Raw genomic sequence first — 15,279 nt, 5'->3', positions numbered from 1 at the left:
TTGGTAATAAATGATAAGCAATAAGTAATAAACTATAAGTAATGTTTGGTAAAACATTTTGGTTTAAGCTTGCCAGGCGCCTACAATAGCGACAATAAGTACGCCAAAAAACACCATAAAAAAGTATACACCGCTTAATATAACCGATTTAAAAATGGTTAACCACCAGCCTTGTTGATAAAAACGTTTGATTGCTAACAAAATATAAACAATAATCCAAATCATCAATGCGGTTGACAGATAATTGAATACGGTAGCAAAAAATTGAGAGATTGAGTTGCTTTGAGTTAATAGAAAACTTTCAAGTTGACCAAACAAAATTTCTAGAATTAAAGCAAAGTAAATGAAGCAATGATTGTGAATACAAAAAATCAAATGCTCAATGTAAAATCGTCGCTTGAATAAATAAAATAATTTTAATGTCATGGCAAAAAGTGGCAGTATGACGAGCATCATAATTGGAAATAATTCAAAAACCTTATTTAGCCAAGGCGTTGGATCTTTTTTCCAACTTTCGCTTTTGTTTTTAATGTCAATAATAACTTTTTTCGCTTTGGGAAAATCGCTAAAAAATTGGCCATTAAAATCAAATGTTTCATCCTTATCATCATAGTCAAAATCAAAATACTCAGGCGACTTTAAAGTCGCTTGTTGTGTCTGTTGATTGGTGCTTATTAATTGCTCTGGTTGAGTTTGATTCTGTTTATTATCAGTATCGTCTAGTTCACTAACTGAAGTGTCGGCCGATTGTGGCACAAGAGAGTCAATGCGCTTATCTATTATGCCAGACGGTTCTTTATCTAGTGCAAGTTTCTCTGGTGCTTTGGCGGTATCATCATTGACAAAAAGTCCTTTTGTGTCTGTCGTTATTTGCATTAATAAAAAGCAAATGACGCTGAGTATTAAATACAAACGAATTGATAAGACATAATGGAATATTTTGCCATTAATATAATCTTGAGTGATTTTTCCTGGTTTAAACAATAATGGAAAAACCGTATGGCGCAATTTTGAATCATATCCAAATGCGTTGGCAATAAACTCCTGTGCAACTTCACCAAAAAATTTAATAATGCTGCGGCTAGGCTGTCCACATTGGTGACAATACTTACCTTTCAACTCCGTGGCACAATTTTGACAAGCATCGACTTTAAAAACTGGCTTTTGAGTTTGGCCAATTGGCGAGTGGTGAGTGCCTGCCACTGCTTTTGCTGGGCTTAATTCTTCGTTGTTGACTGTGTTCATTGGCTAATCATGGTTGCTATCAATATACTTGCTGTTTTATTGAGCAATGGGCTTTATAGGTCATAAGTTATAGGTCATAAGTTAAGTCACAGGCTTTAAATTTTATCGATGGCATGATTTTTGGCCAATGCATTTTCAAGTAAGCTAATATAAGCAAGAATATGAATAAATACCAGAAAGTTGTGAATTGTCTGTTTTTACCCGTTTTCTAACTTAAATCTCAATTTGATATTTTCAAATATTGATAGTTTATTCCCAAAACACTGTTCTTTTATTATACAGGGAGATAAATTTTATAGTAAAATCAAATAGATAGTTTTGACTGGCTATCACTTGTCATAAAAAAATACCTCTCATCCGTTTTAGCTGATTATTCATCTCTTGTTGAGAAATAAAATTTGGGATCTTTTTTAGAACCTGCTAAATTTACTAGTGGACCCCCCAATGGAAACAAAAAAAGTTTGTATTTTTAAACTCACTACAAGGAATTCTACTTATGTTAAAACAACAATTTTTCTTCTCGCTCATTTCTCTGTTTCTGCTTTTAACTTTTCCCGTAATGGCGAAAGATTATTCAGAATCGAAAAATCCAGTCATTGGATTAATTGGTGCCAGCTATATTGATCCAGAGGCCGCCTATGGCAATGGGGCAGGACTGACGGCATTGAATGGTAGTTCTTATCGAGGATTAGCGGATTATTTAAAAGCATTTTCTATTTTAAGTGTTGAAGGCCCGGTGTTTCGAGAAGCTGCGCAAGGTGGTGCCACGTCAAGTGGTGCGCTGGGATTCGACTCTGCTCAATTACAGGCAATTAAGCTATATGAGCATACAACTATGTGGGTAGATGGATCTCATCTGAAAGCTGTAATTATTGATCTGTTTAATGATTGTTTGCACACTGCCTATGGTCCGTTGTGTACCCGTGAAGATATTGACAATACGCTGGTAAAAAATGTGACGCAAGCGATTAATTATTTGCAACAAAGAGGCGTAAAAGTATTTGTCAATCGACTGGTTGATTATGACAAACTGGATTTGCCGCTGGCAGAAGAAATTTTTAAAGTCATCACACCGCATTTTAGAGTGGCATCGAGAGAACAATACAACTTGTTAAAACACACATATGAAGATTCAATCTCGCAAATTGATGGCGTTATTATGTTAGATACCTGGCGTTCCTTTGCCCATTTTGGTGACGGCTTACATCCCAATCATGCAACTAAATTAAAAGCGGCCCAATATGTGATGTATCAGGTTTATCGGCATCTTAATTAATCATTAGCATTTTCCTGATTTTTAACCCGTTATTTAACCCTGGGGGGATGTCAGGTTAAATAACGCAAATTAGCCTGAATAACCAATTGATTAAATTATAAGGTTACTTATTTATATTAGCCACAAACTTATTATGAATCACAGTCTGACTGATAAGTTAATGACTAATATTGGAATCGTTCTGAAGGTTATTTCACATTAAATAAGGAGCGCTTTCAAACAAAAGCTTTCCTTAAATCTAAATGAATTAAATAATTCTGAATTGAATTTTCATTTTAATTAGTTCTGTTTATTCAAAATAAATGTGCTGGTTGAATTATTCATTTTCTGCCGTTGAGTCAATCTTGGTTGGTAGTGCAATTTCTGTCAAACTCGCCGAACGGGTGTTAGGGCGTGGATGATTATTTTCTGCGTGATAAGTAAAGACTAAAGAAAACTTGGTTGTTTGCGTATGATTGCGGCTTGCACTGTGTAATAAACGACAATGAAAAAAGAGTAAATCACCTGCATTCAAGGGAACTTGTTGCGCTTTCCCAAGTAGCATTTTATTGCCTTCTGTGTCGGTTCGAAAAAATAATTGCTCATCAAATTGATCAGTAGAAAAACTCAGTCGATGACTGCCGGGGACTACCCACAAACCGCCATTTTCATTTTTCTCTGCTCCTAGCGCGAGCCAGGCGGTGATGAGTTCTGGTTGTTCAAAAGACCAATAACGAATATCTTGATGCCAGCCAGTATCACTGCTGTATTGAGGCGACTTAGTCATTAGACAGTTGTGATGTGTCTGACTTAAATAAACCATTGACTGTTGAAAAAGTTGTTGCAGGCTATTGATGATTAATGGACTGCTTGACCATTCCTGCCAAAGCGGGCTGCGCTGATACGCACCGAGCAATCGACGAACGGTTTTACCTCCTTGTTTTTGTTCATCAAGTGGCGCACCTGGATAGCCCGTTTCGCTTTCAAGTTCTTTCGGATCGGCTGCTTCAGCTAAAGCCTGCGTGGCAGACTGCTGAAACGTCAATAAATCGTCATTCTGGAGCACATTGGGCAAGACTAAAAAGCCATTTTCCCAAAATTCAGTTCTTTGTTTTGATGTCAGCTCAAGAGCCTGTAAGTGCACGTTAGGATACCACAGAGATTTAAAACGTGTATTCTATAAAAATTTTAGGTAAAAATCTTTATTACTTATAAAACTTGTGGATATAAAAAGTTGAATCAGACTAATACTATTGGCGTAATTGATGTGCTATATCACGCTACTTTTTATTTGTTGCCAGTATTTGATCGAGATCACTTTTCTGTTAAAAACTTTAAATTTTAATTTTTTTAAATTCTTATTTGTCATATCTTTGAAACCTCAACTGCATAGCATTTTGATGATTGATTTAACTTAAGCTGTTATATCGTTTTTAAAAAATAATTTTTACTTAAAGTCTATCAAAAATATAAAAAAACATTTTTGGCTTGAAGGAATCTGGTAAAAATATTTTAGTGTTGTTAATGTTAAATGGCTAAGTTGTTAAGATTGGTTGCAGTTGTTAAAAGTAAAATTATACACACAAAAAATATAGGTTTATTGTCGAGGTGTTTAGCAGCGTCTACTGTTGAACTGATGATAACTCCTTAGCTTGTCGAGGTTGATGTGTTGTGGCAAGTAAATAATAAATCAATGATAAGTTAACAATAAGTTGTAGTGAGCGGTATTTAAAATTAATTTGATAAAAAGTTAAATGTTCAGCCGTTAAGTAAGTGTTGCCGAGGTTAAATTTTGATTATCGCTATTATGAATACCACAATTAGAAAAGGAAGTTTTATCTTTTCTCAATATTAATCTTTATAGTCAGTTTTTTTAAATTTGCTTTTGTTTACCAACGATAAAATAACTGTTCTATAGAGGAGTAAAACACCAAACTTTAAATTAGGGAGCGTTCAAAGTGACTACCTCTGTTGAAAAAGATACACAAAAGCTTTATGACAATCAGGCACAGGACTGGAGTCGTAAAGAGCCAATTTTATTGTCTGATTATTCTGCTCGGCCTTATGTATTAAGCATGTGTGAACCAATTGATGGTCTTGATATTTTAGATTTGGGCTGTGGCGAAGGCTATGTCAGTCGCGAACTAAAAAAGCGAGGCGCAACAAATATTTTTGGTATTGATATTTCTGAAGAAATGATTAATCGCGCAATTGCTGAGCAAGTTCGTCAAAACCTTGATGGTATGACATTTAAAAATCTGGATGTTAGACAGTTTGATGAGTCAAATGCCAAACAATACGATTTAGTCTTGGCAATGTTTTTATTTAACTATCTGGATGTACCCGATACACAAGCGACCATGAAAAAAATATTCAACTGGTTAAAGCCAGGCGGATATTTTGTTTTTGCGGTTCCACATCCATTATTGGCTTACTTAAAATCTGAAGATTACCCTTTTTACTTTCGTTCCAGTGGTGGTTATTTTAGCGCCAGAAATGAACTATTTCCCGGAGAAATCTGGCGCAGAGATGGTGTTGCTGTTAATGTTCAATGTGTTCATAAAACAATTGAAGATTACTTTACTTGTTTGCGAGCGGCTGGTTTTGAACTCATCCCTGAAGTTAGAGAACTGCATATCACTGAAGAGCATATCAAAATGGATCCGGGATTCTTTGAACCCCTTCGTGAACTGCCACTACATGTTGCATTTAAGGTAAAAAAGCCATGAAAACTCAACAACAGTGGCTGGAGCAAACCGGTTGGCATGGGCAATTGCCAGATCTTGAACAAGTAACAGTGAAGGTTCCTCAAGCTATCTTAAGTACCTTTGAGGAACATTTTAATCAGCCTGGTCTGGAGCTTGATTTAGAAAAAATTCACCAGAAAGAACCCTTGGTCTTGCCGGTAGAGTGGGTCAATCAGGTCAGAGAAAAAATTCAACTCTCTCCGGGGTTTGTTTGTGTCAAAACCGATGAAGATCAATTCACAGATTTGCAGTTACGGTTCATTTATTTTTATATAGCTAGTGCATTAGGTAACTTAAATGATCGCTATGGTTATTTGTTTGATATTGCTGATCGTGGGCTTGACTATACCAAAGAAGCCATTCCTGTCTCAAAAACGAACGCTGATACCAGTTTTCATACTGACTGCACTGCGGTTGACTATAAACCGGATATTGTTGGTTTACTTTGTGTTCATCCCGCTAAAAAGGGGGGACGCTCGATGGTTGCAAATGCGGCAGACTTATTTGTTTATTTGCGAGAAAACCATCCGCAAGCATTAGATGCTTTGTCACAACCGCTAATGAGAGATGTGATTACACCTGGGAAAGAGCAAAGTGTTGAAGCCATTCGCAATAATCAGTTTCCTATATTTGCATTTGACGATTTTGGTTTGCGTTTTCGATATATGCGCTATTGGATTGAAACCGCTTATCAAAAAACACAAACGGAGCTTCCTCAGGCGGTGATTGATGCAATGAATATTGTCGACGATTATTTAGCGCAAGATGAAAATATTTTTTATTGTTCGTTAGAGCGTGGCGATATTATTTTTGTTAATAATGCTTTCCTGGCTCACAACAGAACGGCATTTGAAAATTATAGTGAACCTGATAAACAGCGTGTTTTAGTGCGTACCTGGATTAATTGGCGAGTTGCGCAATCAGGTTAATCAATCCGGTCATTTTTATTACAGTAACGATTCATTATCACATATGGGTTTGAAAAAATCCCATTACTCACGTTGCCTGACTCAATGATTGTTCGAGTCAGGCCTTTCTAATATAGCGTCTTTATAGCAAAGCTTCGATGATTTGACAGTCAACTTCAAACTTGTAATTAGCCAAGTCATCTGCGCGCGTGACTCCCTGATTAATAATCACAATCGGCTTATTATCTTGCTTTGCCTGTTTACAAAAACGAAAGCTTGAGTACACCATCAGCGATGACCCTAATACTAGTAATCCTTTGCTTTTTTGATAAAGTTGTTGAGTTGCTTCATTTGTTTCTCGAGGAACTGTACCGCCATAAAAAACCACATCGGGCATCAGTATACCTTGACATTGACTACAACCGACTGGCTCGATTTGCTCAGTTAATTGGTCTTCAACATGTGCATCACCATCTGGTGCTATTTCCGCGTTAACCTGATTTAGAAATGGATTTTTTTGCAGTAATCTGTTTTGTAATTGCTCGCGGCACTCATAGGTTTGGCAGCTTAAACATTGCACGCGATCAAGTCTGCCGTGTAAATCGATAACCTGTTGATGGCCTGCTTTTTGGTGCAAGCGATCAACATTTTGGGTAATGACGCCTGCCAGATAGCCTTTTTGTTCTAATTTGGCTAATGCATAATGTACTACATTGGGTTGGGCGCGGGCTACAGGCGGCCAGCCTACAGCACTACGTGCCCAGTAGCGTTTTCTTTTGTCTTCATACTGAACAAACTCTTGGTGCTGAATTGGGCGGCTACGCTGCCATTGACCTTTTTCATCTCGATAGGTTGGAATACCTGAATTCTGGCTGACTCCTGCACCGGTAATGACCAACCATTGTTGGTGTTTGTCTAAAATAGACTTTAATTGGGTGATGGTTTGCTGATTGTTATTTATCATTTCAAAATTTTTATGTTGTGTTGTCTTAAGCTGTTTTGTCTTTATGGCATCATTCAGCATGATGTCACTTCGGATTTTGTGCAATTAACACATACCTAGCTGGTGAATATTTTTTATTATACGGTTTATTCGATATTTAGATGCTTAAACAGCAAGATACTTATATTACCAGAGACCTATAATAACCAGAGACCTAAATAACCAGAGATCTAAATAACCAGAGACTTAACTATTTAGATCCTTAGCTATCACATCATTCTGACTTGGTTAATCAGGCTAATGAGATTTTGCTAGCACATTACAGTGCTGAACGTTTGTATAGCGATGAAGCGTCAAAACAATGGTTGCCGCCTGATCTATTGCCAATTTAAATCCAAGCAGGGTGCTAATTAAAGGGGGTCAATTAAAGGGTGTCAATTAAAAGTCAGGTTTAATTTTTTAACCGTCTTGAGCCCAACTTTTTATTTGCTCAATTTCTGCCGCATCGATCCCTGGCGATTGTAAAAAGTCGGTGTGGGCTTCGGGTTTGTCTTTTTCAAACTGGATATGCCAGCGACGCATGTCTGCTTTATCTAATCCGGTGGCTTTAAGAATATTGACCCATTGTTGTTTGGTCATAATGCGAGATTTTGCGTTGAAACAGTCATGTTGCATTAACCGCATTAATAAAGTTTGTTGCTCGCGTAGTTGGCTGATTTGTTGATTCAGCTGCACTAATTGATTGTCTAAAATTTGTGTTGCTTGCGTATTTTGAGATTTTAATAACTTGGCAATATTGCTTAGGGACAGGCCCGCACTGCGATAGCTCATGATTTTATCCATTTTCTTCAAGTCTTGTTGAGAATAAAGTTGGTAATTGGCTTGAAAACGCGCTGAAGGTTGCAGCAGGCCAATTTTATCGTAATAAATTAGTGCACTGCGTGAAAGCTGATATTTTTTGGCAACTTGATTAATGGTGAACATAAAAAAGCCTGGTTGTTAATATTCGATGTTTCAAAAAGATAAAAAAATACACTTTATGAAGGAGGCAAAAAAATAAAAATTAACTCATTTTGAAATTGTAATCACAAAAGTTACTGACGTCACTATCGAAATTATTTGGGCCAGATCAGTATTGCACTAAATCAATTTTAATTTGGCATCTAACATAATGCGCAACAAGAAAGTATTCAAGTTGTAGCTTATTGGCTGGTATCAAAGTGTTATTAATTATTAATTACTAATTAATGGCAGCTTGACGGTTGTAAACCAGTATTGATGAATGGTGTGAACAATTTCAATAAATGCCTTAAAATTGTTGGGTTTGGTAATATAAGAGTTTGCGCCCAGATCGTAAGCGCTCAATATATCGGCCTCATTGCTTGAAGTTGTGAGTACAATGATTGGAATATGGTTATATTGAACATTACCTTTTATCCATTCAAGGGATTCCCTACCATCAACATTAGGCATATTAAGATCTAAAAGAATTAAATCTGGAAATGGATAGAGCTGATTATCATTAAAAGGTGGTTGGCGTTGAATGTATTGAATTAATTCGCGTCCATCTTTAACAAAACGCAATTCACTCAAGCTGCCAGTCTCTTTAAATGCACGTTTTAACAAAAAAGTGTCGTCCAAGTCATCTTCTGCAATGGTGATGACAGGTGAGCGATTGAGTTCTGTGTTAATAGCTGCTTGCATCGTTTTTTCTCTTAACTTACCTTAAAAGTATATGTCAACTCATCTGTTAACCGCAAAAATAAATGTCTAAAATTTCGCTCTCGAGATTATCAGGTCTGTTTATAAACAAAATTGAATTATAAAGCAAAATATAAAGATGTTTATGTTCTATACTTGATTGTACCTTCCACGTTTCTTAATAAAAAATAATGCGAATGGAATTTTTGGAACCTTTTTTTAATGGTCAATATATGCCGCATGGACATTGCTATTTGTGGCATCCGGGAATACTTTGGACCAATGTTATTTCCGATTTGGTTATTGCGCTGACTTACTTTTCAATTCCCATTGCATTAATTTATATTGTTAATGCGCGTAAAGATATTCAGTTTCGAGGAATCTTTTTTTTATTCTCAGGGTTTATTCTATTTTGTGGTATTACTCATCTTTTTTCAATTTATACCATTTGGCACGGTGTATATGGTGTACATGGTGTGATAAAAGCGATGACCGCCGTTATTTCTTTGCTGACGGCGGTGGTTTTATTTAAAAGCATTGAAAGCGTTAAAAAGATTCCTTCTGTTGAAGATTTACAAAATGCGGTTTTTAAAGCTTCAAATGAGAAAATGAAACGCAATGAGTTAGAAATAAAACGAAAGGCCGATGCCTTATTCAAAATCACTACTGAGTTGCTACCAACTGGACTGTTGGTGGTTGACCAAAATAAAAAAATCATATTGGCAAATAAAGCGTTAGCTGACATGTTTGAATATTCGAGTGATGAGCTGAAAAATGAGTCGCTGAACAAGTTACTGATCGACTCTGTTTCGCCAATTCATGATAGCTTGGTTGATAGTTTTTTGGAAAGTGCGCAAAAAGATCATGCGAGGGCGTTTGGACGTTTTGTTAATGGAAAAACCAAAACAGGTAAAGTTATTTCAATTCAAATCAGCTTGTCCAATCATGACGTACAAGGTGAAAAATTAGCGTTTGCTTCCATTTATAATGAAAGTCAAATGATGGAAAACAAGTCACTGGAGAGTATGAGTTGTAACCGTATTAAGCGTGCAATTTCAGCTACTAAAATGGGCATATGGGAATGGGATTTGAAAACCAATGATGTCTGGTATAGTCCCAAGTTGTTAACTTTGATAGGGCAGGCGGAAGACTCTCCACCTCGTCTTGAGTTGTGGCGAAGTCATATTCATCCCGATGATATCGAGTTGATTGATAGTCGTTTGAAAGCTCACTTTGAGAAAAAACAAAAGTATGATGTGATTTATCGAGGTGTCACTGAGTCAGGTAAATTTGAATGGATGCGAGCTTGTGGTGATACGATTTTTGATAATGATGATAAGCCGATACTTATGTCTGGCACACTAACCAATATAAATGAAATTAAACTGTTAGAGAAAAAACTTGAAAATAAAACTCGATTTTTAAATGAAGTGCTGGAGCGTTCATTGACAGGTTTATATATCTTTAATTTAGACACAATGAACATCACTTTTGTTAATCATGAATATACTCGCTTAACCGGATACAGCAAAGCTGATTTGGTGAAAATTCAAGGAAGCGATGGATTGATGACTTTGTTTCATCCTGATGATCGCTTGTTGGTAGAGCTGCATATCAAAGAAGTATTTCACAATAAGATGGATACTGGCGTTACAACCGAGTATCGTTTTAAACACCAGCAAGGGCATTGGATTTGGTGCTATTCGCGAGATTCTATTTACTCCTTTGATGAAAATGGCAAGCCAAAAGAAATGCTTGGTGCTTTTTTTGATATTACGGCGCTCAAAGAGCGTGAGCAAGAAATTAAAACACTGGCCGTTAATTTTTTAACAACTTTTGAGCAGGCTGCTGTTGGCATTGCTCACGCCACATTAGAAGGTAAGTTTATTAAAGTAAACAGCAAATTGTGTGAAATATTAGGTTATACCAAAGGCGAACTTTTGGAACTGTCTTATAGTGATATCACTCACGAGCGAGATATGACCGAAAGCTGGAATCAGCACAAACTGTTAGCTGCTGGAGCTATTAAGCATTACATCGCTGAACAGCGATTTATTACCAAAAGCCGAGGTTACATTTGGGCGAGATTGACGGTTGCACTAGTGAATAATCCGCGTAGTGATGACAGTCACTTTATTTCGGTCATTGAAGATATCTCACACAAAAAGAAAATTGAATTACAACTTGCCGAGTCGAATTCTGCTTTAGAAAGGTTTGCCTATTCGGCTTCACACGACTTGCAAGAACCGCTGCGTAAAATTAGTGCCTTTGCCGGGAGCTTACAATCCAGTCTGGCGCCGCAATTAGTCGATAATGCCGATGCCAGATTTCAACTAGATCGAATCAGCGATGCCGCTCAACGCATGAGTGAAATGATTAATCAGCTATTAGAACTTTCGCGTTACTCACGTAACAATGCTAAAAAATCAAATTTTCGTTTGGCTGAAATTGTTGCTCAAGTGAGTGATGATTTATCGACAATTATTGAACAAAATCAGGTGACAATTAATGTAATTAATGATGGAAACATTTTTGTCGAAAGCTCTTCATTTCAACAAGTGTTAAGAAATTTGATTTTAAATAGTATTAATTATAAAGACCGCAATCGCCAGCTAGTTGTTAACTTTAATCTATCGATCGAACCCAGTTCGACTAGAATATCAGTAGCAGATAATGGTATTGGCTTTGATAGCGAAAATAATAAAAAGATTTTTGAACCTTTTCGTCGCTTGGTTGGAAAGGAATCGCCGGGATACGGCATGGGGCTTGCCATTTGTCGTCAAATCATTTTAGCTCATGATGGTAAAATCTGGGCTAAAGGTGTAAAAGACAAAGGTGTTGAAATCATCATTGAAATTCCAAAAGATTAGTTGCTCATTATGGTTTTAAGTACAAAAAGTAGCGAAGCGCCACACTTGTGTATTGTTGAAGATGATATTGATGATCAATACTTAATTACGAATGTATTAAAAAAGTTGAGTATTGAGGTATTTATATCTATTTTTAATAGAGGTGATGCGGTCTTAAATTATTTGAGTTTACATGAAGCACAATTCAATCAGTTACCCGACTTGATTTTGCTCGATTTAAATATGCCATCAACTGATGGTATTGGCGTTTTAAAAAAGTTACGGCGCCAGCCGATAGCTCAATTTATACCGGTTGTTATTTTTACAACATCAAAATCACCAACTGATTTTAAGCGTGTACTAGAGTTAGGTGCCAGTTCGTGCATTATTAAACCCAGTAATTATGATGATATGGTTTGCGTATTGGATACTACCTGTCGTTACTGGTTTGAAGTTTCTCGAGTTTATAAAGAAATATGGTATTAGGTTTGAATATTTTTACGCCTAGCAGTTATTATGTTGATGTGTATGTGTAGATACTATGTCGTACGATGAAATTAAAATATTACTGGTCGAAGACGATCCCGATGATATTTATCTACTCAAAAATTATTTAACCAGCGACTACCGTTCTAAATATCGTTTTGAAAATTACTCATCGCTTGAGGCTTGTGAGAAGGCATTGAGTAATAATACTTTTCATATTGTTATTCTTGATTTAGGCCTAAAAGATTCTCAAGGTCTTGATACACTCAAAAAATTTTTATCCTTTGGGCTAAAAGTCCCCATTTTAGTATTAACGGGTATTAATAGTGAAGAGTTGGGGGAAAAATCTATTCAATTAGGAGCTGAAGATTATTTACCTAAAAGTATATTAAGTACGCCGTTACTCACCAAGACAATTAAGTATTCGATTGAACGCTTTAATTTGCATTTGAAAATTAAAGAGCAGGCAAATGAAGACTATTTAACCGGATTACCCAATCGTAAAAATTTTATCGAAAAGCTTGAAACGCTGATGCATCAAAGCTTGCGCAGTTCAGTAAAAATGGCGCTGGTGATGATGGACTTAGATGGGTTTAAAAAAATAAATGATACTTATGGACACCAGGCTGGCGATCAATTATTAATTAGCTTTGCGTTACGTCTTAAAAAATCAATTCGTATTTCTGATGCTGTTTCCCGATTTGGTGGTGATGAATTTTGTATGTTGTTGACTAACTATAAAGATAACGACAGCCTGTTGGATTTTTTAACTAAAAAGCAACGTGAATTGAGCTTGCCTTATTCATTAACATTAGGCGAAAAAACATTGTCTTTCAGCATTGGTGTCAGTATGGGGGTGGCCGAATGGCATAATGGCTTAGAGGTAGAAGAGTTAATTTCTATTGCTGATAACGCACTTTATGACAGTAAACGTACCAATAAAGGCGGTATCAGCTTCGGTTAAATTGAGTGTATTTGGTGGTATGAGCTGGTGTTACACAATTTTTCCATCGAAATGTTGTGCTTCGAGGTTTTCTTGAAAGGTTTCCACCTGCTCTGCCACATTATCGACTTGCTTTTCATAAAATGCTAAATGAAACAAGGCATCACCCTCATGTGCCAAAGGTAAATTGGTGCGTCCGATTAATACGCCATCTGAAGGTGCGGTAACCTGATATTCACTATTACCCAGTGGATCAGAAATAATGCCCAGAATGCTCCCTTTTTGCGCTTTAGCACCTAAAGGAACCAAGGTCCGTAACACGCCGCTGTAGGGTGCTCTGATCCAAGCGGTATTTGATGAAATAACCGGATTTTTCTCACCTGAAGGCAGCTTTTTTTTGGGTTTCATGCCTAGTTCGCGCATGATATTTAAAATGCCCTTTACGCCGGCTTTAATCGCCAGCTCATCAAAACGCAAGGCTTCTCCCGCTTCGTATAATAAAATCGGAATACCTTCTTCTCCGCCACTTTCGCGCAATGAGCCATCTCGAATTTTGGAATGTATGACTACCGGAACGCCAAATGCAATGGCTAGCGACTTCACTTTTTCTTCACTCATATCGGCGCGGATCTGTGGCAAATTTTCACGGTGACGAGCGCCTGTGTGAAGATCGATACCATATTGGCTTTTTTTAACAATTTCGCGAAAAAAAGTATTCGCCATACGACTTGCTAATGAACCTTTGCTGCTGCCAGGAAAGCAGCGATTCAAATCGCGACCATCGGGCAGGTAACGAGAATAACTGATAAATCCGTGGACATTGACAATAGGAATGGCAATGAGCGTTCCACTGATTTGTTTTATTTGTTTTTGTTTGAGTAAACGTCGAATGACTTCAACCCCGTTAATTTCATCGCCATGAATTGCCGCGCTAATAAACAAAACCGGACCTTTCTTTTTGCCGTGAATAACATGTACGGTCAGTGGCATATCATCATGTGTTACCATGGCTGCCAGTGGAATATTTATGGTTTTTTGTTCACCGGGTTGAACGGTTACACCACCGATAGTTATTGCTGTATTTTTCATAGTTTACTCGCGATTAAATCGTTTTAGCCTTTTCCTTTGGTACGGTTATGATGCGGTTTGGCGTTTAATTCCACATATTCAATAATCGCATCAGCGACATCTTTATTCGTGGCTTTTTCGATGCCTTCGAGCCCTGGCGAGGAGTTTACTTCCATCACTAAAGGACCTCGCTCGGAACGTAATATATCAACACCGGAAATATTGAGTCCTAAAATAGACGATGCATCGATTGCGGTTTTTCGTTCTTTGGGAGAAAGTTTAATCAGCCGGGCTGTACCGCCACGGTGTAAGTTTGAGCGAAACTCACCGGCTTGTGCGGTTCGCTCCATTGCGGCAACAACCTTTTTACCAATAACCAGGCAGCGAATATCACTGCCGCCAGCTTCTTTAATGAACTCTTGCACCAGAAAGTCAGCTTCTAACTCTCGAAACGCATCAATCACGCTTTCTCCTGCCTTTGCGGTTTCGGCCAGCACAACCCCGCGTCCCTGAGTACCTGCCAGTAATTTTACAACCAGTGGTGCACCACCAACACGTTTGATTAACTCTTTGGTATTGTCGACATGATGGGCAAAACCGGTTTTAGGCATTCCAATACCTTTGCGTGATAATAACTGTAGTGCACGCAGTTTATCGCGCGAACGACCGAGTGCATTCGATTCGGTGAGGCAGTAAACCCCCATCATTTCAAATTGACGAATAATAGCCATACCATAATTGGTGATCGATGCGCCAATTCGTGGAATTACGGCATCGAAGCCAACCAGCTCTTCACCTTTATACCAAACCGCCGGTTTGACAGAGGTGATTTCCATATTACATTTTAATGTGTCGATAACATGCATTTCATGACCACGCAATTTACCGGCTTCGACCAGCCTGCGAGTTGAGTAGAGTTTTTTATTACGAGATAAAATTGCGATTTTCATTCAGTACTCCTGTGTTGATATTGCGGTTAACATCGGTTATTGCAATTAATCTGACGAAAGCCATTCGAACAGGTGTTTATCAAATTCGTTTCAGTTTAATTGTTATTGAGTCGTTGGTTGGTATCGGTCGATGGTCATGATACCAACTTTTCTTTATTTTTATGCGAATAACTCGTTTATGTGA

Annotated in this window: 13 protein-coding genes; 6 read left to right on the top strand and 7 right to left on the bottom strand. The window is 37.4% G+C overall.

All coding sequences use genetic code 11. The features are described from left to right. Nucleotides 1-63: 63 nt before the first annotated feature. Entirely contained in the window at nucleotides 64-1,245 is a 1,182-nt protein-coding gene (locus ABVT42_RS14215) for a DUF3667 domain-containing protein (protein ID WP_353896822.1), read from the bottom strand. Nucleotides 1,246-1,741: 496 nt separating this feature from the next. On the opposite strand from ABVT42_RS14215, the gene ABVT42_RS14210 reads away from it, so the two are divergent. Beyond that, nucleotides 1,742-2,521, top strand: coding sequence for a hypothetical protein (locus tag ABVT42_RS14210; RefSeq protein ID WP_353896821.1), 780 nt, complete (start codon nucleotides 1,742-1,744; stop codon nucleotides 2,519-2,521). Nucleotides 2,522-2,837: 316 nt separating this feature from the next. Here ABVT42_RS14210 and ABVT42_RS14205 read toward each other — a convergent pair whose 3' ends face one another. Then, nucleotides 2,838-3,644, bottom strand: a complete 807-nt coding sequence (locus tag ABVT42_RS14205) for a phytanoyl-CoA dioxygenase family protein (protein WP_353896820.1) — start codon at nucleotides 3,642-3,644, stop codon at nucleotides 2,838-2,840. An 814-nt stretch (nucleotides 3,645-4,458) separates the two neighbouring features. Here ABVT42_RS14205 and ABVT42_RS14200 point away from each other — a divergent pair. Both ABVT42_RS14200 and ABVT42_RS14195 read left to right on the top strand, forming a co-directional pair. After that, nucleotides 4,459-5,229 (top strand): class I SAM-dependent methyltransferase, encoded by a 771-nt coding sequence (locus tag ABVT42_RS14200; protein ID WP_353896819.1) that lies wholly within the window; start codon nucleotides 4,459-4,461, stop codon nucleotides 5,227-5,229. Next, on the top strand, nucleotides 5,226-6,176 hold the full coding sequence (locus ABVT42_RS14195) for a TauD/TfdA family dioxygenase (protein ID WP_353896818.1): 951 nt from the start codon (nucleotides 5,226-5,228) through the stop codon (nucleotides 6,174-6,176). The genes ABVT42_RS14200 and ABVT42_RS14195 overlap by 4 nt, the downstream gene beginning before the upstream one ends. Nucleotides 6,177-6,297: 121 nt before the next feature. Here the strand turns inward: ABVT42_RS14195 and ABVT42_RS14190 are convergent, their stop codons facing one another. From ABVT42_RS14190 to ABVT42_RS14180, 3 genes are all read right to left on the bottom strand, one after another. After that, nucleotides 6,298-7,179, bottom strand: a complete 882-nt coding sequence (locus ABVT42_RS14190; protein WP_353896817.1) for an NAD-dependent protein deacetylase — start codon at nucleotides 7,177-7,179, stop codon at nucleotides 6,298-6,300. 378 nt (nucleotides 7,180-7,557) lie between these two features. Then, on the bottom strand, nucleotides 7,558-8,082 hold the full coding sequence (locus ABVT42_RS14185; RefSeq protein ID WP_353896816.1) for a MerR family transcriptional regulator: 525 nt from the start codon (nucleotides 8,080-8,082) through the stop codon (nucleotides 7,558-7,560). Nucleotides 8,083-8,331: 249 nt separating this feature from the next. Next, a complete protein-coding gene (locus ABVT42_RS14180; protein WP_353896815.1) occupies nucleotides 8,332-8,802 on the bottom strand; it encodes a response regulator in 471 nt (156 codons plus the stop codon). Between the two features lie 194 nt (nucleotides 8,803-8,996). On the opposite strand from ABVT42_RS14180, the gene ABVT42_RS14175 reads away from it, so the two are divergent. The 3 genes from ABVT42_RS14175 to ABVT42_RS14165 are packed head-to-tail and all read left to right on the top strand — an operon-like array spanning nucleotide 8,997 to nucleotide 13,098. Continuing rightward, the gene (locus ABVT42_RS14175) at nucleotides 8,997-11,669 is read left to right on the top strand and encodes a PAS domain S-box protein (RefSeq protein WP_367023970.1); all 2,673 of its coding nucleotides are present in this window, start codon (nucleotides 8,997-8,999) and stop codon (nucleotides 11,667-11,669) included. Between the two features lie 9 nt (nucleotides 11,670-11,678). Further along, complete coding sequence (locus tag ABVT42_RS14170; protein WP_353896813.1) at nucleotides 11,679-12,134, top strand: response regulator; 456 nt, start codon at nucleotides 11,679-11,681, stop codon at nucleotides 12,132-12,134. A 55-nt stretch (nucleotides 12,135-12,189) separates the two neighbouring features. Continuing rightward, the gene (locus ABVT42_RS14165) at nucleotides 12,190-13,098 is read left to right on the top strand and encodes a diguanylate cyclase domain-containing protein (protein ID WP_353896812.1); all 909 of its coding nucleotides are present in this window, start codon (nucleotides 12,190-12,192) and stop codon (nucleotides 13,096-13,098) included. A gap of 30 nt (nucleotides 13,099-13,128) precedes the next feature. On the opposite strand, the gene ABVT42_RS14160 is transcribed toward ABVT42_RS14165, so the two are convergent. Next, nucleotides 13,129-14,166, bottom strand: coding sequence for a succinylglutamate desuccinylase/aspartoacylase family protein (locus tag ABVT42_RS14160; RefSeq protein ID WP_353896811.1), 1,038 nt, complete (start codon nucleotides 14,164-14,166; stop codon nucleotides 13,129-13,131). Nucleotides 14,167-14,189: 23 nt separating this feature from the next. Then, a complete protein-coding gene (gene rimK, locus ABVT42_RS14155) occupies nucleotides 14,190-15,095 on the bottom strand; it encodes a 30S ribosomal protein S6--L-glutamate ligase (protein ID WP_353896810.1) in 906 nt (301 codons plus the stop codon). Nucleotides 15,096-15,279 lie beyond the last annotated feature (184 nt).

Origin of the sequence: Aliikangiella maris (genome assembly GCF_040719265.1) — a bacterium.
GTDB lineage: Bacteria > Pseudomonadota > Gammaproteobacteria > Enterobacterales > Kangiellaceae > Aliikangiella > Aliikangiella maris.
This window is presented reverse-complemented; position numbering and strand designations above follow the sequence as displayed.

Coding starts and splice junctions, on each gene's coding strand:
- ABVT42_RS14215 (WP_353896822.1), bottom strand. CDS start 1,245: ATGAACACAGTCAACAACGAAGAATTAAGCCCAGCAAAAGCAGTGGCA.
- ABVT42_RS14210 (WP_353896821.1), top strand. CDS start 1,742: ATGTTAAAACAACAATTTTTCTTCTCGCTCATTTCTCTGTTTCTGCTT.
- ABVT42_RS14195 (WP_353896818.1), top strand. CDS start 5,226: ATGAAAACTCAACAACAGTGGCTGGAGCAAACCGGTTGGCATGGGCAA.
- ABVT42_RS14190 (WP_353896817.1), bottom strand. CDS start 7,179: ATGCTGAATGATGCCATAAAGACAAAACAGCTTAAGACAACACAACAT.
- ABVT42_RS14185 (WP_353896816.1), bottom strand. CDS start 8,082: ATGTTCACCATTAATCAAGTTGCCAAAAAATATCAGCTTTCACGCAGT.
- ABVT42_RS14180 (WP_353896815.1), bottom strand. CDS start 8,802: ATGCAAGCAGCTATTAACACAGAACTCAATCGCTCACCTGTCATCACC.
- ABVT42_RS14175 (WP_367023970.1), top strand. CDS start 8,997: ATGGAATTTTTGGAACCTTTTTTTAATGGTCAATATATGCCGCATGGA.
- ABVT42_RS14170 (WP_353896813.1), top strand. CDS start 11,679: ATGGTTTTAAGTACAAAAAGTAGCGAAGCGCCACACTTGTGTATTGTT.
- ABVT42_RS14165 (WP_353896812.1), top strand. CDS start 12,190: ATGTCGTACGATGAAATTAAAATATTACTGGTCGAAGACGATCCCGAT.
- ABVT42_RS14160 (WP_353896811.1), bottom strand. CDS start 14,166: ATGAAAAATACAGCAATAACTATCGGTGGTGTAACCGTTCAACCCGGT.
- rimK (WP_353896810.1), bottom strand. CDS start 15,095: ATGAAAATCGCAATTTTATCTCGTAATAAAAAACTCTACTCAACTCGC.